General features: G+C 57.6%; 20 protein-coding genes and 1 riboswitch. Of the genes, 7 read left to right on the top strand and 13 right to left on the bottom strand.

Annotated elements, in window-relative coordinates; genetic code table 11:
- The first annotated feature begins 7 nt into the window (after positions 1-7).
- The 4 genes from B145_RS29440 to B145_RS0103475 all read left to right on the top strand — a co-directional run bounded on the left by B145_RS29440 (position 8) and on the right by B145_RS0103475 (position 5,281).
- Positions 8-1,978 carry a methyl-accepting chemotaxis protein gene (locus B145_RS29440; RefSeq protein WP_018605209.1) on the top strand — a complete coding sequence of 657 codons (1,971 nt, stop codon included), beginning with the start codon at positions 8-10 and terminating at the stop codon, positions 1,976-1,978.
- 136 nt (positions 1,979-2,114) lie between these two features.
- Complete coding sequence (gene cheD, locus B145_RS0103490) at positions 2,115-2,729, top strand: chemoreceptor glutamine deamidase CheD (protein WP_033406252.1); 615 nt, start codon at positions 2,115-2,117, stop codon at positions 2,727-2,729.
- Positions 2,729-3,778: a protein-glutamate methylesterase/protein-glutamine glutaminase gene (locus tag B145_RS0103485; protein ID WP_018605207.1), complete on the top strand. Its 1,050-nt coding sequence runs from the start codon at positions 2,729-2,731 to the stop codon at positions 3,776-3,778. Before cheD ends, B145_RS0103485 begins: the two co-directional genes overlap by 1 nt.
- Positions 3,779-3,928: 150 nt before the next feature.
- A complete protein-coding gene (locus B145_RS0103475) occupies positions 3,929-5,281 on the top strand; it encodes a sodium-dependent transporter (protein ID WP_018605204.1) in 1,353 nt (450 codons plus the stop codon).
- A 90-nt stretch (positions 5,282-5,371) separates the two neighbouring features.
- Here B145_RS0103475 and B145_RS0103470 read toward each other — a convergent pair whose 3' ends face one another.
- Positions 5,372-6,058 carry a DNA alkylation repair protein gene (locus B145_RS0103470; RefSeq protein ID WP_018605202.1) on the bottom strand — a complete coding sequence of 229 codons (687 nt, stop codon included), beginning with the start codon at positions 6,056-6,058 and terminating at the stop codon, positions 5,372-5,374.
- Positions 6,059-6,148: 90 nt separating this feature from the next.
- A riboswitch (FMN riboswitch) is annotated at positions 6,149-6,298 on the top strand.
- 111 nt (positions 6,299-6,409) lie between these two features.
- Here B145_RS0103470 and ribB point away from each other — a divergent pair.
- Positions 6,410-7,054: a 3,4-dihydroxy-2-butanone-4-phosphate synthase gene (gene ribB, locus B145_RS0103465; protein ID WP_018605201.1), complete on the top strand. Its 645-nt coding sequence runs from the start codon at positions 6,410-6,412 to the stop codon at positions 7,052-7,054.
- Between the two features lie 39 nt (positions 7,055-7,093).
- Here ribB and B145_RS0103460 read toward each other — a convergent pair whose 3' ends face one another.
- The 9 genes from B145_RS0103460 to B145_RS0103420 form a co-directional block, all read right to left on the bottom strand.
- Positions 7,094-8,461, bottom strand: a complete 1,368-nt coding sequence (locus B145_RS0103460) for a TrpB-like pyridoxal phosphate-dependent enzyme (RefSeq protein WP_018605200.1) — start codon at positions 8,459-8,461, stop codon at positions 7,094-7,096.
- A 68-nt stretch (positions 8,462-8,529) separates the two neighbouring features.
- Positions 8,530-9,930 carry an MFS transporter gene (locus tag B145_RS0103455; protein WP_018605199.1) on the bottom strand — a complete coding sequence of 467 codons (1,401 nt, stop codon included), beginning with the start codon at positions 9,928-9,930 and terminating at the stop codon, positions 8,530-8,532.
- 149 nt (positions 9,931-10,079) lie between these two features.
- A complete protein-coding gene (locus B145_RS0103450) occupies positions 10,080-10,706 on the bottom strand; it encodes a phosphatase PAP2 family protein (RefSeq protein WP_018605198.1) in 627 nt (208 codons plus the stop codon).
- Complete coding sequence (locus B145_RS0103445; RefSeq protein WP_018605197.1) at positions 10,703-11,815, bottom strand: GNAT family N-acetyltransferase; 1,113 nt, start codon at positions 11,813-11,815, stop codon at positions 10,703-10,705. Before B145_RS0103445 ends, B145_RS0103450 begins: the two co-directional genes overlap by 4 nt.
- On the bottom strand, positions 11,799-12,929 hold the full coding sequence (locus B145_RS0103440; protein WP_018605196.1) for an ATP-grasp domain-containing protein: 1,131 nt from the start codon (positions 12,927-12,929) through the stop codon (positions 11,799-11,801). Before B145_RS0103440 ends, B145_RS0103445 begins: the two co-directional genes overlap by 17 nt.
- Entirely contained in the window at positions 12,926-14,215 is a 1,290-nt protein-coding gene (locus B145_RS0103435) for a F390 synthetase-related protein (RefSeq protein ID WP_018605195.1), read from the bottom strand. The genes B145_RS0103440 and B145_RS0103435 overlap by 4 nt, the downstream gene beginning before the upstream one ends.
- Before the next feature lie 46 nt (positions 14,216-14,261).
- A complete protein-coding gene (locus B145_RS0103430; RefSeq protein ID WP_018605194.1) occupies positions 14,262-15,056 on the bottom strand; it encodes an MBL fold metallo-hydrolase in 795 nt (264 codons plus the stop codon).
- Positions 15,049-16,053 (bottom strand): NAD-dependent epimerase/dehydratase family protein, encoded by a 1,005-nt coding sequence (locus tag B145_RS0103425; RefSeq protein WP_211209748.1) that lies wholly within the window; start codon positions 16,051-16,053, stop codon positions 15,049-15,051. The genes B145_RS0103430 and B145_RS0103425 overlap by 8 nt, the downstream gene beginning before the upstream one ends.
- Entirely contained in the window at positions 16,050-17,024 is a 975-nt protein-coding gene (locus B145_RS0103420) for a 3-oxoacyl-ACP synthase III family protein (RefSeq protein WP_018605192.1), read from the bottom strand. Before B145_RS0103420 ends, B145_RS0103425 begins: the two co-directional genes overlap by 4 nt.
- A 192-nt stretch (positions 17,025-17,216) precedes the next feature.
- Between B145_RS0103420 and B145_RS0103415 the strand changes: the two genes are divergently transcribed.
- Both B145_RS0103415 and B145_RS0103410 read left to right on the top strand, forming a co-directional pair.
- Positions 17,217-17,960: a helix-turn-helix domain-containing protein gene (locus B145_RS0103415; protein WP_018605191.1), complete on the top strand. Its 744-nt coding sequence runs from the start codon at positions 17,217-17,219 to the stop codon at positions 17,958-17,960.
- 6 nt (positions 17,961-17,966) lie between these two features.
- Positions 17,967-19,643 (top strand): electron transfer flavoprotein-ubiquinone oxidoreductase, encoded by a 1,677-nt coding sequence (locus tag B145_RS0103410; protein ID WP_018605190.1) that lies wholly within the window; start codon positions 17,967-17,969, stop codon positions 19,641-19,643.
- Between the two features lie 109 nt (positions 19,644-19,752).
- Here the strand turns inward: B145_RS0103410 and B145_RS24285 are convergent, their stop codons facing one another.
- From B145_RS24285 to B145_RS0103395, 3 genes are all read right to left on the bottom strand, one after another.
- Positions 19,753-21,195: a pectate lyase family protein gene (locus B145_RS24285; RefSeq protein ID WP_018605189.1), complete on the bottom strand. Its 1,443-nt coding sequence runs from the start codon at positions 21,193-21,195 to the stop codon at positions 19,753-19,755.
- Positions 21,196-21,693: 498 nt separating this feature from the next.
- A complete protein-coding gene (locus B145_RS0103400; protein WP_018605188.1) occupies positions 21,694-22,239 on the bottom strand; it encodes a type II secretion system protein in 546 nt (181 codons plus the stop codon).
- A complete protein-coding gene (locus tag B145_RS0103395) occupies positions 22,233-22,712 on the bottom strand; it encodes a type II secretion system protein (RefSeq protein WP_245541821.1) in 480 nt (159 codons plus the stop codon). Before B145_RS0103395 ends, B145_RS0103400 begins: the two co-directional genes overlap by 7 nt.
- Positions 22,713-22,806: the final 94 nt, after the last annotated feature.

The following is a 22,806-nucleotide window of genomic DNA, read 5'->3' as shown; positions in this document are numbered from 1 at the left end:
GTACACCATGCATGCATCCAACATGAGACTTGCCGTCCGGCTTGGCCTGGGGTTTGGCTCAATTGTCATTCTCTTGCTGATTATTTCCAGCATCGGTATTTTGCGTCTGTCTTCGTTGCGTGGCGAAATCGATGGTCTGATCAACGACAAATTCCCGAAAGTGCTTTATGCGGGAGAGATCATTGACGGCAACAACAGGGTCGCCATTCTGGCACGTGACATCGCCTTGACACGCGATACCAATGCCATCAAGAAATCTTCGGACGAAATTACAGACGTCCGTACTCAAACCGCAAAATCGCTTGAGAAACTTGACACCATGGTCAAGTCCAACGAGGGGCGAATGCTGTTGTCCAAGCTCATGGACAATCGCAAAATCTATACCACCACAATGGATGATTTTTTGAAAATTGCCATTTCAGGTGATCGTGACAAGGCAGTCGAATTCCTGAACAGTAAAGTGGTTCCCGTGCGTGTCACCTACTTTGACTCCATCCAAAAACTCATTGATCATCAAACGGAACTCATGAAACAAACAGGGGCGGATACAGCCGTGGAAGTCAGCTCGACAACCACCCTGATTGTCACCGTCACGATTATCGCGGCATTGGCTGCCACCTTGCTGGCAGCGCTGATCATTCGCAACATCAGCAAGCAGCTGGGCGGGGAACCCACCTATGCCGCTAACGTCGTCAAGCGGATTGCTGAGGGAGATCTGTCGGAAAATATCCAGATCAAGCATAACGACAACACCAGCCTGCTCGCGTCAATGAAGAACATGCAAATCGCACTCAAGCATACGGTTGAAGAAATCCAGAACACCGTTAATGCTGCATTGGCCGGAGATTTCAGCAAAAAAATCCCCTTGACGGGTAAAACCGGATTCAATCAGGAGATCGGCTCGGGGCTGAACCAACTCTCCGATGTCACCGAAACCGGTCTGAAAGATGTGCTCCGCGTGGCCAACGCACTGGCCAAAGGAGACCTGACCCAATCCATTGAGCATGAATACCCTGGCACATTTGGTGAAGTGCGCAACGGCATCAACGCAACAGTAGCCAACCTCAAAGAGCTGGTGCAGCAGATCAAGGTGTCGGTCGACACCATCAACACGGCGGCCCAGGAAATCGCTGCAGGTAATGCGGATTTGTCACAGCGTACAGAGGAGCAGGCATCCAATCTTGAGGAAACCGCTTCAAGCATTGAAGAACTGACCGCCACCGTCAAACAGAATGCCGAAAATGCCAATCAGGCCAATCAACTGGCATTGGGCGCCTCCGAAATCGCTGGCAAGGGCGGCGATGTGGTGGGCAATGTCGTGCTCACCATGACGGGTATCAACGACGCTTCGCGCAAGATCGTGGAGATCATCTCGGTAATCGACGGCATCGCCTTCCAGACGAATATCCTGGCCCTGAACGCAGCCGTGGAAGCCGCACGTGCAGGCGAACAGGGGCGTGGCTTTGCCGTGGTGGCCGGAGAGGTCCGCAACCTGGCACAGCGCTCGGCAGCCGCCGCCAAAGAGATCAAATCGCTGATCAATGATTCGGTTGAAAAGGTCAGCAACGGCACCCGGCTGGTGGAAGAAGCCGGGCATACGATGGAAGATATCGTCGGCTCGGTTAAACGCGTCACCGGCATCATCAGTGAAATCTCGTCGGCCTCACTGGAACAAAGCGCGGGGATCGAGCAGGTCAACCAGGCCATCGCCCAGATGGATCAGGTCACCCAACAAAACGCCGCGCTGGTGGAGGAAGCCGCTGCGGCGGCAGATTCCCTCTCGGGGCAGGCCCGCAATCTGGCCGAAGCTGTTGCGGTATTCAAGATGGAACAAGGTGGCTTCCAAGGCTCAAGTGTCATTACACGCAGCGCAGCACACCCCGTTGCACGCAGCAAACCCGCTGCCCACAAAGCCACACCCAAACTACCCGCCAGGGTAAAACCCGCTGCGGATGAAGACGAATGGAATGAGTTCTAAAAACTTGTTCTGGACGGGGCGAATAGCCAAAGCCCCGTCCGCCACCGCGTGATGCAATCTGCATCCACGCGTGATGAAACAGCACGGAAGTCATCTCACCCATGCACACAAAAAAAGCGACAACGGGGGCCCAGTGGTGAGCAAACTGGATGAGGATGGCTATACCCCCCACATCTCTCCAACGATCTACTATGATCGTACACACGATATTGAGGCAGCCAAGATTCTGCCCGGTGAATACTATGTCACCCAGCGTGACATGGTCATCGTGACGGTACTGGGCTCCTGTGTATCTGCGTGCATCCGGGATCGCAAAGCCGGGGTGGGCGGCATGAACCACTTTATGCTGCCGGGTGATGAGGCGGCAGAAGGCGTGTCGCAATCCGCCCGGTATGGCGCATTCGCCATGGAACTCCTCATCAACAAGCTCATCGGCCTGGGCGCGGAACGCCCCAATCTGGAAGCCAAGGTCTTCGGTGGCGGCTTGGTGCTGCGCGGTTTCACCACCACCACGGTAGGTGAGCGCAATGCCGAATTCGTAATGCGTTACCTCAATACAGAGGGCATCCGGGTACTCGCCAGTGATCTGCTGGACATTTACCCACGCAAGGTATATTACTTCCCCAAAACAGGGCGTGTGCTACTTAAAAAATTGCGCTCTGTGCACAACAATACGATTGTCGATCGAGAACGAGAATATGAACATCGCCTACGCGTTACACGCATTGAAGGCGATGTGGAGCTGTTTTGATGAACCCGAAAATCCGCGTCCTGGTCATTGATGACTCTGCATTGATTCGGCATCTGCTCACGGAGATCATCAATCGTCAGCCCGATCTGGAAGTAGTGGGGGCAGCCCCCGATCCGCTGGTTGCGCGCGAGATGATCCGCAGCCTGAATCCAGACGTACTCACGCTGGATGTGGAAATGCCCAAGATGGATGGGTTGGATTTTCTCGGTCGCCTGATGCGGCTGCGCCCCATGCCCGTGGTGATGATCTCCACCATGACCGAGCGTGGCTCCGACACCACCTTGCGTGCGCTCGAACTGGGCGCGGTAGACTTCATCAGCAAGCCGCGCACCAACGTTGGCACCGGATTAGAAGAGTATGCACTCCTCATAGCCGAGAAAATCCGTACCGCCGCCGCTGCCAAGATCCGGCGTAACCTACCCTCGCCGACCGAGCGCTATACCGCCGATGCGATCCTGCCTGCAACGCCCCGCCCCATCGGCAATGGAGATCCGCTGATCTTCATCGGTGCTTCAACCGGTGGCACCGAAGCCATCAAGGCGGTTCTGCTGAATCTGCCCACCAGCCTGCCCGGCATACTTGTCACCCAGCACATGCCGGAAGGTTTCACCAAATCCTATGCCCAGCGCCTGGATTCGCTGTGCAAGATCTCGGTCAAGGAAGCAGAGGAAGGTGACCGCATCCAGCGTGGCCACGCATATATTGCGCCGGGCCATTCCCACATGATGGTCAAGCGGGTGGGCAACCACTATGTGGTGAGCCTGAATCAAGGCCTACCTGTCAATCGCCACCGTCCTTCCGTTGACGTGCTGTTCCGCTCCGCCGCCAATGTGGTGGGCAAAAGTGCCATCGGCATCATCCTCACCGGCATGGGGCGCGACGGAGCAACCGGTATGCGTGAGATGCACGAAGCCGGAGCTTTCACCATCTCCCAGAACAAGGATACCTGCATCGTGTATGGCATGCCCAAGGAGGCCGTGCTGGCCGGCGGCGTAGATGAAGAACTGCCACTGGAGCAGATTGGCCGCCGCCTGCTCTCACTTGCCTGAGCCATGCTCGACAAAACGCAAAAACCCGACTTTATTTTGCAAAAATCAACGATTTTTGCGCATATCAGTGCATATTTTGTGCGCAACATGGCAAACTTGCGCTCTTTTTAATCGGACGTTCTGGCATTTCCATGCAGATCGGACAAGAATATGACTCAATCCACACGTGACGGCTTTACCAGCAGCTTTGGCGTGCTGCTGGCAACCCTGGGCTCCGCCGTCGGCCTGGGCAATATCTGGAAGTTCCCGTCGCTGACCGGCAGCAACGGCGGCGCAGGTTTCCTGCTGGTCTACCTGCTGGCCACCCTATTGGTCGGGCTTCCTCTGATGATGGTGGAAACCATGCTGGGGCGGGCGGCACGCGCCAACGCTGTGACGGTATTTGACCGCGTCACCCAGCAAAAAGGCTGGAAGATCATCGGCTGGATGGGCTTTTGCGCCGCCTTGCTGATTACCGCCTTCTATTCGGAAGTAGCAGGCTGGGTATATGCCTATATTTTCAAGGCGGCCACCGGCTCAATTGCCACGACCGACCCCAAGGTCGCGCAGGAGGTGTTCGGCAAGCTGGTTTCCGACCCCATCTCCTCACTCGTATGGCAATGGGTGGTGTTGGGGCTGACCGGCTCCATCATCATGATGGGGGTCTCGAAGGGGATTGAAGCCGTGGCCCGCAAGCTCATGCCCCTGCTCTTCATCCTGCTGGTGATCCTGTGCATCCGCAGCCTCACCCTGCCGGGTGCCATGGCCGGGCTGGAATTCCTCTTCAAGCCGGATCTGTCCAAGATCACCCCCGCCGTCATCCTCACCGCCCTAGGGCTCGCCTTCTTCAAGCTCTCACTCGGGATGGGCACAATGATGACTTATGGCAGCTATTTCCGCGAAGATCAGAACATTCCCGCCACCACCACACGAGTGATGTTTGCCGACCTCTCGGTCTCGCTGCTCGCGGGGATGGCGATCTTCCCGGCCGTGTTCGCCTTCGGTTTTGCCCCGGCGGCAGGCCCCTCGCTGGTGTTCATGACCATTCCGGCGGTGTTTACCAGCATGCCCGGCGGCGTCATCTTCATGACCACCTTCTTCGTACTCACCGCAGTCGCCAGCGTCGGCGCCATCCTGTCCCTGCTGGAAGTGCCGGTCGCCATTCTCTCTGAACGCTACAGCATGGGGCGCAAGAAGGCCGCCGCCCTCACCGTGCTGGCAATCCTGCTGATGGGGATTCCCGCCGCGCTGTCGCAAAGCACGATGGCCGACGTCAAACTGTTTGGCATGAATGCCTTTGACCTGTTTGACTTCCTCAGCTCCAACATCCTGCTGCCGGTGGGCGGCATCCTGATCTGCCTGTTCGTAGGCTGGGTCTATGGCCTGCCCCAATTGCAAAAGCAGTTGAGCAATGATGGCGCGCTCAAGAACACAGCGCTGATCAAAATTGTGTTCTTCCTGGTGCGTTTCATTGCCCCGCTGTCGATTGCAATCATCTTGCTGCACGGCTTGAAAGTCATTTAAACCGCATCGCAGGGAAGTCTTAGTACCTGCTCAGAATCTGTAGCGCATAAGCCGCGATCACGGCCTTGCAGCAAGATTATGAGCAGGTTCTCACAAATGCTTCCCCGCTTCCCGTCGGGTCAATGCAGGTACAGCATCTCCATGTGCCTGCAACCATCGCCTTACCCAATCCGCATCAGTACGCGCATATTGGCGCAGCGCCCAGCCCATGGCCTTGCGGATGAAGAAATCCGGATGCGCGAGATTGGCTTCCAGTATCCTCGTCAGGCGTTCCAGGTCCGTCTGCTCTGCGTAATTGAGTTGGTAGAGGACCGCCACGCGCCGCAGCCACAGATTCTCGTGCTCGGCATACCCATCCAGTGTTTGCCGCACGGATTCTGAATCCTGCGCCAGCTTGCCGTACACGTGTGCAGCCAGCAGATCCACCGTATCCCACCAGGATTTTTTGCAGATCAATGCTGCCAACCTAGCCTCATACTGAGGTTCAAAACGCTTGGCGTGTTTGACGAGCATGTCCACGGCAGCGTACTGGCACTCCCGCTGCGCACATTTCCACAGAGATTCGGCAACCCCCAGCAGTTCCCCGGCCGCAGGCTCACGCCCGATTTCAGCCAGCCACGGGCGCATCAGCTCACGCCTTTGAGGCGTAGGGATACCGAAAAAAGGGAACAGTCCCTTCATGTATGCAGCCATGCCGATGGCACGTTCCGGGTCCGCAGCATCTGCAAAAAGCAGCTGCAAGGCGTGCGCCGTGGCGACTTGGGTTCGGGTGGGCATAGGCATATCCGTTGCACAGGGCAGTACGCAGCATTTTATTACAGCCCTCATTCCTATAGAATGGGGGCTGCCGGGAAACCGGCACAAGGAGTACGTCTTCAGGGCGGGGTGAAACTCCCCACCGGCGGTAAGGCAGCAACAGGCTGCCAAGCCCGCGAGCGCCTGCCATGTGTGGCAGGGTCAGCAGATTTGGTGAGAATCCAGAGCCGACGGTTAAAGTCCGGATGAGAGAAGATGTGCCAGCCAGCATGAACCTGCACGGGCGTGAGCCTGTCCGCAGGTATTTGTGCTCGGCTGTCCGCAGCCCTGAAACGTTTTTCGCCCACTTTTTTATGCGAGAGCGTTTCAACCATGAATCAAGCAGTCAACACCCTTCCAGCCATCACCGACCTCCCCTTCGCCCAACGCATCCAGCGTGCGTTAAGCGATATGCGGGCAGGCCGCCCGGTCATCCTGTGCGACGACTTTGACCGCGAAAACGAGGCGGACCTGATCCTTGCCGCTGAGAAAATCGATGTCGCCGCCATGGCGATGCTGATCCGTGATTGCAGTGGCATAGTCTGCCTGTGCCTCACGGATGAGCACCTGCATGCGTTGCAACTGGCGCCCATGGTGGCACAGAACGAGAGCCGCTTCGGCACAGCCTTCACCGTGAGCATCGAAGCCCGCGATGGCATCACCACCGGAGTCAGCGCCGCAGACCGCGTCACCACGATCCGTGCTGCATTGAGTGGAGACCCCGCCCAGATCGTCAGCCCCGGTCATGTATTCCCCTTGCGTGCGCGCCCCGGTGGCGTGCTCAGCCGCCGGGGGCATACCGAGGGGTCGGTGGATCTGGCAAGGCTGGCAGGCCTGCAACCGGCTGCCGTGCTGTGTGAATTGATGAACCCGGATGGCACCATGGCCCGTGGGGAGGACATCCGGCGCTACGCCCAGATGCACGATCTGGTCTGCCTAAGCATTGCTGAACTGGCGGAATATCGCCGCAGCCTGTAATCACAAGGGGGCCACGGCCCCCTTCTTTCACACGATCAATCAGCTTGCCACTTGCGGCAGCATCGACAGCGCCATGGCGAGTTCCTTTTCGTCATAATCCTGATCGACGAGCTTGCCATCAAAGTACGCCTGATATGCAGCCATATCCAGATGACCATGACCGGAGAGGCAGAACAGCAAAGTCTCGGCGCGCCCTTCACGCTTGCAGCGCAACGCTTCTTCCACCACACCCTTGATCGCATGGGTGGCTTCCGGTGCGGGAACGATGCCTTCGGTGCGGGCAAACAGCACACCCGCCTCAAAACACGGGCCTTGGTGATAGGCTTGCGCTTCAATCAGGCCCAGATTGGCGATATGGCTGAGCATCGGCGCCATGCCATGGTAGCGCAGGCCACCGGCATGAAAACCTGGCGGCGTAAAGGTGGAACCCAGGGTATGCATCTTCACCATCGGCGTAAGATGCGAGGTGTCGCCAAAATCGTAAGCGAACTTGCCACGCGTCAGGCTCGGGCAGGCAGCGGGTTCCACGGCCACAAAGCGGCGCTTGTTATGCTCTCCGCGTAGTTGCTGGCCAAGAAAGGGGAAGGCAATCCCCGCGAAGTTGGAGCCGCCACCCGTGCAACCGATGATGACATCCGGGTCATCGCCTGCCATCTCCATCTGTAGGATAGCTTCCTGGCCGACAATGGTCTGATGCAGCAATACGTGGTTGAGCACCGAACCCAAGGCGTATTTTGTATCGGGATTCTTGGCTGCCACTTCCACCGCTTCAGAAATCGCAATGCCCAGCGAACCCATGTGATCGGGATGCGCGGCCAGAATGGCCCGGCCTGCATCAGTCGTAGGCGATGGCGAGGGAATGCAGCGCGCCCCCCAGGTTTCCATCATGGCGCGGCGGTAGGGTTTTTGGTCGTAGGAGACACGTACCTGATACACCGTCACGTCCAGCCCGAACAGCCCACCGGCAAACGCCAGCGACGAGCCCCACTGCCCTGCCCCGGTTTCGGTGGCGAGTTTCTTCACCCCTTCCTGGGCGTTGTACCAGGCTTGCGGAATCGCGGAATTGGGTTTGTGGCTCCCTGCGGGCGACACGCCTTCATACTTGAAATAGATTTTGGCGGGGGTGTCGAGGGCTTTTTCGAGGCGGCGGGCACGGTAGAGGGGACTAGGGCGCCAGAGCTTGAAGACTTCCTGCACAGGTTCGGGGATGTCGATCCAACGTTCGGTGGAGACTTCCTGCGCAATGATGGCCTGCGGGAACAGTGGGGCCAGATCATCCGGGCCAATCGGCTGGCCGGTGGCCGGGTGCAGCGGGGGCGCCTGCGGAGTGGGCAGGTCTGCCGCGATGTTGTACCACTTGCCCGGCATCTGGGCTTCTTCAAGGAAGTAACGGTTACGATCTGGCATCTATTGTCTCCTAGGTAAGATTTTTTTATACATTAACACGGCTCATCGCTCTGGCGGCAGCCCCGGCTTCAACCCTCGCTCTGATGACCAGAAATCTCGGCCCCTGCATCTTTGGCAAGGCGGTTCAGCCAGAAGAGCGACGAGAGAGAAACCAAAGACACGAACAGGAAGGCTGGCGGGAAGTCCCCCGCCACGATCTGGGCATGGCCCTGAAACCAGTTGCTGCCCTGCAAAGCCAGCGCACCCACGGTAATCCCCATCCCGGCGGCCAGTTGCTGGACTACGCTGGCCATGCTGGTAGCTTGGCTCATCACGGGTTTGTCGATGTCGGCATATGACAGAGCATTCAGACTGGTAAATTGCAGCGAACGGAAACAGCCCCCCAGCAGCAAGATGCTGATGATGACCATGGCCGGGGTGGTGCGGGTGAACAGCCCGATCACCGCCAACGATGCCGTGACCAGCACCGTATTGGTCACCAGCACAGAACGGAAACCATAGCGCTGCAGGATTTTTGCGGCGATGGTTTTCATGAAGATGGCACCAATCGCCGAGGCACAGGTGAGCATGCCAGACTCGAAGGAGTTGAGGCCAAACCCCAGTTGCAGCATCAGGGGCAGCAGGAAAGGGATTGCCCCGATGCCAATGCGAAAGAAGAACCCGCCGGTCACCCCTGCGTTGAAGGAGGGAATCCGGAACAAATCGAGATTGAGCAGTGGGTGCTCGGTGCGTCGGGCCTGGAAGACATAGCCTGCAAGCAGGATGGCACCAATGACCACGCACAGCACCGATATTGGGGTCGGCAACAGATGCCGCCCAAAAGTTGCCAACCCCATCATGAGCAGTGAAAGGCTCACTGCCGACAGCATAAAGCCGGGGATATCCAGCGGAGGCGTCTGCGCCTCCTTCAGGTTTTCGATGTGGATGCCTGCCATCACGATGCCGATGATGCTGATCGGGATGTTGATGAAAAAGATCCAGCGCCAATGGAAATAGGTACTGATGAAGCCCCCAAGGGGCGGGCCGATCACCGGGCCGACCAGCGCGGGAATCGTCAGGTAGCTCAACGCCCGTACCAACTCTTCTTTGGTAGCGGAACGCAGCACCACCAGGCGCCCCACCGGCACCATCATCGCCCCGCCCATGCCCTGAACAAAGCGGGCTGCCACAAAACCGAGCAGGGAATTTGAAAATGCGCACAGCATGGAGCCGCCCATGAACACCCAGATGGCGGTACGGAACACCGTGCGGGCACCAAACCGATCCGCCATCCAGCCACTGATCGGTATGAAGATAGCCAGACTGAGCAAGTAGGACGTCAGCGCCAGTTTCAGCGCAATCGGATTCTCACCCAAGTCCCGCGCAATGGTGGGCAAGGAGGTGGCGATCACAGTGGAATCCATGTTCTCCATGAAGAGCGCACAGGCCACGATCATGGGGATCAGTACAAGTTTAGGAATGCGAAACACGCGGGGGAACCTCAAACAGGAACGGAGCCCCTGGCAACTCAGCCTGTCACACTACACAACAGGCTTGGCGCAAGGGAAATGCACAGACGTGCATGGGGCCTGCTGCACTTGAACACGCCCCACGACAGAAGCGATAGATTATCCGCCAATCAGGCCGTTCTTCCCAGCCCCGCCTTGGGCAAGCGCTGCGCCTGGAATTGATCCCACGCAAGCCAGACTGCCACAGCCCCCAAAACGGCGCCCGCCAAAATATCGGCACTCAGATGCTGGCGTAGCGCGATGGCAGACCAGCAGATCCACACAGCCCAAACCAGATAAACCATCCTCGCATAACGCCCGACGGCAGACCACAGCGCGCCCACACACAACACACTGATGGCCGCATGCAAGGACGGCAGACAGTTATAGGGGGTGTCCGTCGATTGCAAGACGTGACACGCCCACGCACTCAGGTTCTCCATCCCGCAGGGCTGGGCCACACCAATGCGGGTTGGATACAGCCAGAAAAAAATCGCCGCAAAAGCGGAAGTTGCCGGAATCAGCCAGGTCAGGCAACGGGCCACCGCCGCTGGTACGCGCAGAAAGGTCCAGCCGATCAACACAAAAAACGACATATATCCCCATATGGCGTGAGGGCTAAAACCAATCCACTCATCCAGCATAACAGGGGGCACGGCATGGATCGGATTCCCGGCAAAATAGCCCGTGCCGCCGTACAGGATGGTATTTCCCAGCAAAGCCAGCCACCAGCGCAGCACGCGCTCCCTTGCACTCACAACACTTTCTCCTGCAGATAGGGCACAGCCAGCTTGTGCAGCAATCCCGCCAAGCTGCGCAAGGCAGCACGCTGGGGCCTGGAAAGACGGGCAACATGGATGGCCGCAAATTCCACCGCGCTACATGCCCCACGCTGGCGTTTGAAATGCCCGGCACCACCGCTACAATGCAAAATCCCCCGGCCCTCCTCCACTTCTAGAAATGCCTTCAGCATCAGGCGCCGATAGAGCCCCTCCGCCGTGCTTGCGGTCAGGTCGTAACCCAATACCGGTGTGGCATACACCCCTTCACGTTCGATCACCCCCACCACGCCACATAAAGGCTTGCCCGGCTCGCGTAGCCCGTACAGGCGCAACCATCCGGATTGTACCCCTAGGCGAAAGAAAGCGTCCTGGTAATCCGGGTTATGAACCGGATAGCGGCCACGATACAATGCATTATAAAGGCTACAGGCACGGGAGAAATCTGCATCGCAAAACTGCGCCCCAGGCACCCACTCGGTAGTGGCCGCCTTGCGGTGCTCAAGTGCCAGATCCTTTTTAACGTCCGAATGGTGGCGCCAACCGCCCGTCTGGATTTCATGCTGCAACCAGACCTGCCGCGTAGGCAGAAAGACAAAATCGGCTTGCGCCAGCTCCGCCATCAGGCGTGCATGCAGTGGCGCCACCAGCGAACGCACCACAACGGGCACGTCAGGATATGTCTTTTCCAGTTCAGCACACGCATGCAAAATGGATGCGCAGTCAAACGCCTGCGAATACAGATTGGTTGCCAGCAACCAGTTGTTCAGAAACAAACCACCCTTCAAGCCCCCCATGCACAAAAGCCGCTCGGCAAATTGTGACGCCCCTTGGTACAAGGGCTTGAGCCAAGGGGACATACCCACCAGATCAGTCTCGGCACGTGCATAGGGGCCGTAACTGTTGCGCAAACTTGCTACCCAGCTGGTCATAGCCTGCCCATCCAGATTGAGTGTCACAGGCATATTCTGCCCTCCTGCCAATACCAGATGGGTATCCACGCTCAAGTTGCTCGCCAAGCGCCGGGGCAGCAGGGCCGTATGCAAAAAAGCCTGCCAGGGATCACATACCTCAGGCATCAAGAACATCAACCACTCCGTTCCATTCGATATCGCGCGTACAGGCAGCCAGCGGGTTGCACATCAAACGGCAGGCCCGGCCCAGCACCTCGACAGTGGAAACAACAGGTGCCCAACGCGGAACACCCGCTGCCCGCATGGCATCCTGGGCGCGCGCCAGATCCTCACGGACCTCATCTCGCCAAAGCTGGTGGCCGTGATACATCAAGAACGGCAGGCCGAGCACACTGGGTTGATGTGCCAGATGATCGGCGCAAGCGGATTCGCCCAGCAGGGCAGCGGCAAAAGCTTGCGGCTGCAGGGCTGCAAGATGAACCCCACTGGTGCCACGCGGATTGCATTCGAGTACCACCGGCCCACTATCGCCCTGAATCACATCAAAACTGATCTGCCCACTCAATTCCAGTGCGGAGATGATCTTTTCACACAGCACAAACAGTTTATCGTCATAAAACGGCTCAAAATAGATGCTCGCCCCCTGCCCGGCCCGATACCGGGGTAGGTAGGCGCGATGCAAGAGCAATCGCCCCTGCTTGGCAACATTATACAAACAGACCTCCTGCCCCTTGATGCGGGTTTGCGCGAGCCACGGACGCGAAAAATCCAGATTGAGTACCGTTGGCGGCAAAGGCTCGACATGCACAGACGTGCCAAAGCGCGAGTACACAGGTTTGAACACAAAATCCTGCGGGGCATGTTCATGCACAAAGGCACGCGCTTCGTCCTGCGAGCGCAGAACAAAATTCTGGGGTGCCCCGTAACCCATTCTTTGCGCAAAGTGAGCAAATTGCGCCTTGTTGTGGAGTGCATCCAGCACCTCAAAAGGTGGCGCAAACAACAAGGGCTGCAAGGCGGGCACCTGGGCCAGCCAGAACACCTCTTCCGAGGTGGGGATGATGCATTCAATGCCGTGTGCGGCCACCAGCTCGGCCATGGCCTGTGAAAAGGCCTCGAATTGACCGACAGGGGGTGGTGTTTGGCAAAAGCCCTGGATATGCGGCGAAAAACGGCCAATCGGCCAGCGCAGACTGTCCGTCAGCCAGATGCGCTGGCCCGCACCCGCCAGCACGCGGGCAAGATCGGCGCTGATCGGCGCACGTGCGCCGGTGATCAAGATGTTCAAGTAATGCTCCGTATGATGCGCCGACGTTTTGCACTGGGGTCAAACACCGGCAATTGTGGCGTCCAATCCCATTTGAGTAATGCAGTATTCACCCCCAGTTGTTCAAGCTCCCGCCCAAGGGCAGAAAACACCGCCGGAACCTGTGCCGATTCCAGCGGACATGCCAATCGCAAGGCACCTGGGGCTGTTTGCGTCAGGCGATAATCCAATTCAAGCGGCAAGACCCGCAGCAAAGCACGTGAAATGGCATCGGCAAACACCGCCATCTGCCCGCCCGCTTGCGCAGGAAGTTGCAATTGATCGTCACAGCGCCCCTCAATGTGCGCCAAGGTAAGCGTTGGATTGCCGCAGGGGCAAGGCTCCTTGCGCACCGCCAGCACATCATTGAGGCGATAACGGATGATGGGCTGGGTGGTACGCGTAAAATCGGTGATGATCGGCACCATGCGGGTCTTGTCCGCATCCAGCCATTCCGGCTCGATATGCAGATATTCTTCGTTCAGATGCAGATTGCCATGAGAACATGAACATCCCAGAAACCCCTCTGTTGCCTGATACACTTCTGAAGGTGGCACCCACAAGGATTCGATCAGCTGACGGTCCCCCGGTTCCAGCACCTCTGCCACCGATATAACACGCTTGGGCGCAATGGTCAGGCGCCCTTCCCGCTGGGCAAGCGCAAACGCACGCAAAACCTGGGCGGGCGCGACGATAATGCTGGGTTGGTATTGCGTCAGCGCTTCGAGTTGTGGCTCAAAAGCAGCGGTCAGATCGAAAAAGCGAAACCCGATCCATGGGGTCTGCACGCTTTTGTAGAGATTGCTATTGGCCCGCAAAAAGAAGGCAATCCGTTCGCGGCGGAAAAATCCATCGGGCAGCAGCTTTGCCAGTATCAGCCCCGCCCATTTGGCGCGCTCGGCAGGGCTTGCCACAAACACGCCACGCATGCCACTGGTGCCAGAAGACAGGCCAACGGTATATTTCCCGAGCGTCGGTGAAAAATCCCGCTCATGCTCGGCACGCAGGGCCGCAGCCTTGACGGCGGCCAGTTGCAATCCGGCGGTATTCATTGTATCGAAATGCGCCAGACACGCTGCCTTGTCCACCATAGGCCACTGCGCCAAAGGCAGCCCGGCATACGCTGCGTAATAAGGACTATGCGCGGAAAGCCAATTGAGATGGCGTGACAAGGCCTGTGCCTGATGCGCTTCCAGTGCAGCCCGATCCTTGAACCGCAGACGCCGGGCTGAGTAATAGTGATGCAACAAAGAGAGAACGCTGAACATCAAGTAATATCCTATTCCAGATCACCGGAAGCAGTTGCACATGGCATTACATCTCATGGCTCAGGTGAATCTTGATGCCATTGCCATCCAGCGCATGGAGCTTTGCCAGTGTCTTGTAGTATTCCTTGCGGCTATGCTGGATCAGGAAAGACAACTCTGCCGGGCCACGCAATTCACGGTAGGCTTCCGGCGCCCAGGCAGCGTCCGCAGCGAGCAGTTGCCAGCCTGATTCCGTTTGCACAAAAGCCCCCATGTGCCCTTCTGCGTGGCCGGGCAAAGCAACAGCCCAGAGTTCGCCACCCGCATCAATCGGCCACCCTTGCTTGAACGGATGCAAGGCGGCAGGCAGGTCTCGCGCCGGCGTGCTTTCAAACGCCTGGATGCGCTCTTCAAAATCCTTTGGCAATAGTGCAGGAATAAAGGCTCTACGCAGAGCGGCCAAGCCTTGCAGCTTGCGGATGGCGTCTAGCGCAAATCGGGATGCCATCATGGGCACCCCTGGATAATCACGCAGACCGGATACGTGATCAGCATGAAAATGAGAAATGAGGATAGCGCGGATATCACGCGGCCACACGCCAAAGCGGGCGAGCTGCGTTTCCAGGCAATCCGCATCATGCTGGTAATGAACGGGCGTCACCCAGCGGTACGGAGTATAGATGCCGCGTGCCTCTTCGCTGAAATGCTCGGAATAACCCGTGTCCCAAAGATAGGGGCCGGATTGCGTCATCAGCAGATAGGCACGCGAAGGAAAGGGACGCGGGCGCAAGCCTGCCCCCTTGACTGCCATGCAGGCGGGATGCGTACAATAACCAACCTTGAAGGCGTGAATTTCAGCCATGATGCTCCTGCAACCAGCGTGCGGTATGCGCAATGCCCTGCTCAAGCGACACAACCGGCACATACCCCAGCATGGATTTGGCCTCGGTGATATCCAACGTCATATCAAACGCCAGCGCACCCAGGCTATAACGCGTCAGGCGAGGTTCCACACCGGTCACACGGGCGGCCTGCTCCATTCCCCAGGCCACCGTTGCCAACAATGGATAGGGCAAACCATTGACATACAACGGCCGCTGAAGTTCCCGCACCAGCAATAGCTCCAGTGCATCCACCACGCGGATGGGCTCGCCATTGGTGATATTGAAGACTGATCCAGAGGGATAATCCGCCACCGTAGCCCGCCACATGGCGTGTACCACATTGGCCGCATAAGTCAGATCAAGCATGGTGCGCCCGGCACGCGGGAGGGTCAATTTACCTGTTGCCGGGTCAATCACCTTGAGCAGACGGGGGAAGAGCACCCGGTCATGCGGACCAAATATCGCACGGGGCCGCAGAATACACAGATGCGTGTCAGGAGCCCTGGCCGCGTAAGATTGCAGGCGCTGTTCTGCCAGGGCTTTGGTCGCCGCATAATGATTGACATGACGATCAGGCTTGAAATCTTCGCGGATATTCAGGCGATGATTGAAATCAAAGTACAAGGCGGGGGTCGATATGTGCACAAAGCGCCCAACCCCCTCTGCCGCACAGGCCTGAAACAAGGTTTCGCTGGCTTGCACATTGGCTTCGTAGAAGGCTTGGTATGCCCCCCAAGGAGAAGACAGTGCCGCGCAGTGCCAGACGGCATCCATGCCGCGCACCAGTGCACGCGCTTCTTCAAGCGTTACAGCAGCAAGATCCGCTTGGCATACCTTGATGCCGCGTTGGGCGATTGCATCCAGTACCGCACGATCACGCCCCAGTGCAATCGCCTCAATACCCCGCTGCAGCAAGGCTTCCACGGCGTTGCGCCCCAGGCCACTGGTCGCCCCCGTTACCAGAATTTTCATCATAGCGTCAGCACCGCAGCGCCAGCGGTAAAGCCCGCTGCGGTCCCCAGCAACAAGGCGGATTTTCCCGGCTTGGCCAACCCCTGATCATAGGCGTAGTGCAATGCCGTGGGAATAGATGCTGCCACCTGATTGCCATGGGTTGGATAGATGTTGACGACCCGTTCCTTGGACAAATCCAAGCGCTTGATCAGATGCGCCATGCCCAGATGGCTGGCTTGGTGTGGCACCACCACGTCAAGCTGTTGACGAGAGATGCCCGCTTCATACAGCACATCATCCAGCAACCTCGGCATGGTCTGGCTGGCCAACCTGAAAACGGCCTTGCCATCCATACGGAAGAGGAAATCCTTGGGCTCAACACCCACGCGTGGATTGCGGCGGGTGNCCCCGGCGCGGATTTCGCAGTAAGTGCGCCCTTCCGGATAGGTCTGGAGGCGAAAGGCGCGGATACCCTGTTCAGCGCCGCGTTCCAGAATCACGGCAGCGGCCCCGTCACCAAAAATGAATGAGGCCTCCGGGTCGTCCCAATCAACGCCACGGCTGGCCAAGTCTGAGGCCACCAGGGCGATGCGGTGATACATGCCGCTGGCCAGCATGGAGGCCGCGACCTGCAGCCCAGCGAGGAATCCCAGGCAACTGGCATTCAAGTCAAATGCAGCCAGCCCTTTCACACCGAGATGGTGGGCCACCATGTTGGCCATATTGGGCAAAGCCTGCTCCACCACGCCAGCCACCGAAATCAGCAGATCCAGATCCCCTACTTTCAGCCCCGCCCGGCTCAATGCACGGCGCACGGCCTGTGCCGCAAACTCACTTTGCAATTCCCCCGCCTGCGCAAAATGTCGGGAAACGATCCCGCTTTTTTTCTGTACTGCACCAGATGACAGTTTCAAACGGACATCCAGCTCGGCAGAGCTCACCACCTGCTCAGGCAACGCCATGCCGGTCGAAATAATACGCAAAGGAAGCATTCAACAGTTCTCCGCACCTTGCCGCCCCATTGCCCCTTGATTTTCCAGTAGCGCGCAGTGGCAGGCTTTACGGCACACAATCAGTGCCTGACGTCGCCAAGCATGCCTGCAAATCGCACAGAAATAAACTTTTTCTCACAAAGATACATATAGTAAGATCGAAAGTATCAAAATCTGATACTTCACTTCGGTATGAGCGAGATTGATCAGCTACTCACCACCCTCAGGCGCCATCTCAAGGCCCAGGGTTTGACTTACCGTGATCTGGCGGCCAGACTAGGCGTATCCGAGCAATGCGTGAAGCGGATGTTTGCCACCCAGCGCTTTACGCTGGATCGCCTCATGGAAATCAGCCGCATTCTAGGCTTCACCCTGGCGGAACTTACCCTGGAAGCCAGTGCCAGAGAAGCGCTGCTCCACACGCTCAGTGCAGAGCAGGAACGGCAGTTGATCGCCAACGACAAACTCCTGCTGGTGGCCGTCTGCATGTTGAATCAATGGGAGGTGGCAGACATCGTCAAAACCTATCAGATCAGCGAGTCGGAATGCATCGAAAACCTGCTCAAGCTTGACCGCCTGCGGCTCTTGAACCTGCTGCCGGGCAACCGCGTGCGCCTGAATGTGGCGCGTGACTTCGACTGGCTGCCGGGCGGGCCGATCCGCAGATTTTTCCAGAACGAGGGCTTGCCGGATTTTGTGGCAGACGATTTTTCACGGCCCACCGAGATGATGACTTTTACATATGCCATGCTGACAGACGCCGCCGTCGAAAAAATGCAGATCGAGATGCGGCGCCTGCGCCAGAAACTTGCAGAATTGCACGAAGAAAGCCAACAATCCCCCCGCTCCAAGCGCCACGGCACCGGCCTGCTGGTGGCGATGCGGGAGTGGGAGCTTGGCATTTTCTCCGCGCTACGCAGACAAGTCGAGGCCTGAGCGGCTATGCCAAACAAATTCACCACGATAACCATGCAGCGTGATGTGATGCGCTACGATGTGCTGATCGTCGGCGCGGGCCCGGCGGGGCTGGCGGCGGCCATCCGCCTGAAGCAGCAGGCGGTGCGGCAAGGGCGCGAAATCAGCGTCTGCGTACTGGAGAAAGCCGCCCGCATCGGGGGGCACATCCTGTCTGGCGCCATACTCGACCCCACTCCTCTAGATGAATTGCTACCTACTTGGCGCACACAAGGCGCCCCTATCCACACGCCCATCCGTGAAGAACATCTGGCTTTCTTGAGCAAGCGCTCATCCTGGCGCCTGCCTGGCGCACTCATCCCGCCGCTGACGCATCACCACAATTCATTTGTCATCAGCCTGGGGGATTTGTGCGTCTGGCTGGCACAACAAGCCGAAGCACTGGGGGTAGAGATCTACCCCGGCTTTGCCGCCACCGAACTGCTCCATGGCGGCGCGGGAGAAATTGTCGGGGTACTGACTGGCGATATGGGCCGCGACAGCCAAGGCCAACCCGGCCCACAATTTGCGCCGGGAATGGAATTGCGCGCGGCCTACACGCTGATCGCCGAAGGCGCACGGGGCTCCCTCACCCAGCAACTGGAAAAACACTTTGGTCTGCGCCAGCAGGCCTCGCCGCAGAAATACGCACTTGGCATCAAGGAAATCTGGCGCATCCCCTCAGACAAACATGTGGCGGGGCGTGTCCAGCACACTCTGGGCTGGCCCCTGGATGCACATACGGAAGGCGGCGGCTTTCTTTATCACTACGACAAAGACCTACTCGCGGTGGGTTTCGTCGTACATCTCGACTATGCCAACCCGCACCTGTCGCCTTTTGAAGAGTTTCAGCGCTTCAAGACCCACCCAGCCATCCGCCCTTTGCTGGAAGGCAGCCAGCGCCTGAGCTATGGCGCACGCAGCATCAGCGCAGGAGGGTTGCAATCCCTGCCGGAACTCGTCTTTCCAGGCGGGGCACTCTTGGGATGCAGTGCAGGTATGCTCAATGTGCCACGCATCCAGGGTATTCACAACGCGATGCGCTCAGGCATGCTGGCGGCAGAGAGCCTCTGCACCGCACTGGCACAAGGACGACAGCATGACAAGCCTGAGGAATACGCGCGTGCACTGCAGGCGTCGAATGTGTGGCGGGAACTGGATTCTGTGCGCAACGTCAAACCCTGGCTCGCTCGTCTGGGTCTCGTAGGTGGCTCGCTCATAGCGGGGTTGGAGATGTGGCTGGCCGCCCTGCACCTGCGTGCACCATGGACGCTCGGCCATCGCCAAGCCGATCACGCATGCCTGCAACCCGCCGATACAGCGCCCAAAATCGATTACCCCAAGCCAGATGGGCGCATCAGTTTTGATCGCCCCAGTTCAATCGCGTTGAGCAACATCACCCATGATGCGCACCAGCCATGCCACCTGCATCTGCACGATACGTCCATACCGATCAAGATCAACCTACCCCGCTATGCTCTACCTGAGCAGCGTTACTGCCCTGCTGGCGTCTACGAGATCGTCAGCGGAGAGGCGGGCGCCACGTTGCGGATCAACGCGCAAAACTGCCTGCATTGCAAGGCCTGCTCAATCAAAGACCCCAGCCAGAATATCGAATGGCAGCCCCCCGAAGGGGGGAGTGGCCCCAACCACAATGGCATGTAAATGAAAAGGCTCGCCACATCGCTGTGGTGAGCCTTTTGAGGCGGCGCAACAACACGCCACGCAAGATATCCGCGTTATTCAGTGCGGATACCCTGCGTGAGCGCGGAAATTACTTCTGGTACGAACACTTGTTTGGGTTGCCCTTCGGGTCGGAGCCAAACGCTGCAACCGTGCAGGCCACGCTCTTGCCCACACCCACGTACTTGCTGACCCAGTTGCCCTTACGCCCGAAAGCCACCCAGCCGCTGCCAGAGGGCACTACGCAGGTCTCACCCACGGAAGCACACTTGGAAAACCCGGTGGGATAATCCCCCGTGCCTGCCAGTGTCGGTGCAGTGGTGCTGGCCGAAGTGCCACCCGATGAGCTGGAACTGCTGCTGGAGGAGGACGAAGAACTGCTGGACGAAGACGAGCTGGAGGATGAGCTGCTGCTCGACGACCCGCTCGATGAGCTGGAAGCAGATGAACTGGAGGAGGACGAGCTGGACGAACTGCCGCAGCTGCTGGCCGTTTCAGCCAGGTTTGAACTCACCCCTGCCGTGGCCTGAACAATGCATTTGACCTGCGCCACAGCATCCGGCGTATAGGTATAGCCCAATGCAATCGGGAAGGTCTTGGTCGTCGTCCAGCTTGTGGCGTTGACAACCCCTGAACCGCTGCTCGACCACTGGGTACCTGTTTGATAGTTGTTACGCAGGTCCCAATAACCAATGGTCTTGCTATCGCGTGATGTCACCGGGTTGGCGGTATCTTCAAAATAGTTCGACTCAATCAGGGAATAACCCCCCATGCGCACATTGATGCCCGACACCGTAATCTTGTTGTAATAGTTGTTATAGATATGGGTGTAGCCAAAGCGTTGCAGCGGCGTGCGGGAGCTGACGTTGTAATACCAGTTGTGGTGGAAGGTGATATAGCGGTTGGTGCTATCCGTATCACTGGAGCCGTCCAGGCCCACCTTGTGGTGATCGTGGAAATAGTTGTAGGAGACGGTGATTTTGCTCGCCCCCTTCTTGATGTCGAGCAGGCCGTCGAACATGGTGTCGCCCGTGCCTGAGCAAGTCGTGTTCGAGGAAAACAGTTCGTTGTGGTCGATCCACACATTGGCGGAGTTTCCTTCAACGCCGATGGCATCACCGTTATTGTCGCCGCCTTGCAAGAGGCCGATCTTCATATTGCGGATGATGATGTTGTTGGCATTCACCAGGCGAATCCCGAAGTTTGCCGCTGAGCCATTCGCCCCAAGAATCGTGATGTTGCTCTTGTTCTTGATGCTGACTTCCTGCACCGCCTTGCTGTGTTGGGCGCAAACGTTGGTGATGGTGGAGTAATCAAAAGTACCAGTGTACTTGATCACCAACCCACCCGTGCCGCTATAGGCATTGATGGCAGACTGGATTTCGGACAGGGAACTGGCAGTAACCGGGGTCGCGCTACCGCCGCCTGTGGCGGCTGCGCCATAACCAACAGGGGCCGCCACGGCAGAGGTGGCATACATGGACATCGCAGCAAGGGCTGCAACAGTTGCGATTCTGAGCGTTTTTATCTGCATGATCTGGGGTTCTCTTGGTAAGTTACCGGTCGCATTGCTGCTTTTAATAATCCCCTTGAGGGGACAATAAAACAACAGGCGGAACATTAGGGGGAGCAAAAAAGCAAAACAAGTGCAGAACGATGAACGGTGCCAAAAACGTTAATTCCGTCACAGATTAACGAGTCTCTACAGTCAGATTGATTGACCAAAAAAATGGGCATTATTCCGCGCCCATAAATATGACAAAAAAGCAAAAACCCTGCGAAAAGACGAAAATTCTGTTGATTTAAATAGATTTTATCAAGATCACAGGTGCAGCCAACCCAGAATGAGTCACACGAGTACGTCACCGTTTTTTTGCAAAAAACACGAAAAAATCAGCCGACGGTCGGTTAGCTCAAAACAAGAGGTGTTACCGGTATCTTTCGCCATGTTAAAATCCTCGCTCAACAGGAATTTGAGGGGCGAAAAGCAGACAACCGCAGCAGACAACAGCGATTGGGAAGGCAAAAGATGTTAGCGTGTAGATTCGCTGAGGTCGTTGGTCTTGGAATCGATTTCACAACCGGCTTCCGAGCAAACCACACCATACACGAACACCCATTGTGCATAGCTCTTCTGGCCCTTGAAATGAAATACCTCGTCGGGAAAGTTGGCAACGCGGATGGGATGTTCGGTCGAGCGGCTGTGTACGCCCAGAATCCCCCGCCCGTCGGAGGCGCGGATCAGCACCCAATCCAGCTTGCCGGTCAGCGGGTCGGGATAAAGTTGGCGAATGTGGCGCTTGACGCCTGGGAAGCGGGGATCACGCAATAGGTCTTCCAGACGCGGGGGTGGGGTTGCCACAGCGCCAGAGGGTGTCGCTTCAAAATAGCTGCGAATGGCCTGCTTGTATTGCAGGCCGACAAACAATAATTGGTCTTCGGCCTGCCGTCGCTGGTAGATGGCGCCGAATTGCACGGAAGCGGTAGCCAGGAGACTGATGAGCGCAATCACGATCATCAGCCCCACATAGGTGAAGCCCACCGTGCGTGCAGGAGACTTGGGGGCTGGGCTTACCATCGGCGATACGGAATGCCGTTCAGCCCCACCAAAGGAGAACGACTATAGACATCGTAGACATCAGCGCCTTCATGCGGATCAGCCGCTTCGCTGGCATAGCTGCGGATATTCCAGGTCTGCTCGTCAGGCAGATCCGGGTCGTCGGCGAACGGATCACGTGGGATGCGGCGCAGAAAATAAACCTTCTGCCCCTTGGCATTACGTTGGTCGGTTATGCCTAGCACAAGATCGCTCAGGTTTTTTGGGTAACCCGAGGAATCCAATGCCCGCTGGATCACGCCCTGATCGGCCGCGAGCTTGTAGGCGTCCAGCGCAGAGCGGATTTCGCGCAGGGCCAGCCGGAGCTGTTGCTCCTTGGAGCGCTGGATCGAAACCTGGGCAATCGGCGCCACGATGGTGGCAAGCAAGGCCAGTATCGCCAACGTGACAAGCATCTCGATGAGCGTAAAGCCAAAGCGATGCGAACGTTTCAATGGAACATGCATGAACGGACTTTACAATGGATCGGCGCACAGATTAAATCCTGTTCGCCACTTTACTGCAAGGATTTATGCTGCCTTTTCAGGC

Origin of the sequence: Uliginosibacterium gangwonense DSM 18521, assembly GCF_000373965.1 — a bacterium.
GTDB classification, from domain to species: domain Bacteria; phylum Pseudomonadota; class Gammaproteobacteria; order Burkholderiales; family Rhodocyclaceae; genus Uliginosibacterium; species Uliginosibacterium gangwonense.
The sequence above is the reverse complement of the archived record's forward strand: the minus strand, read 5'-3'. Positions and strand labels throughout refer to the sequence as shown.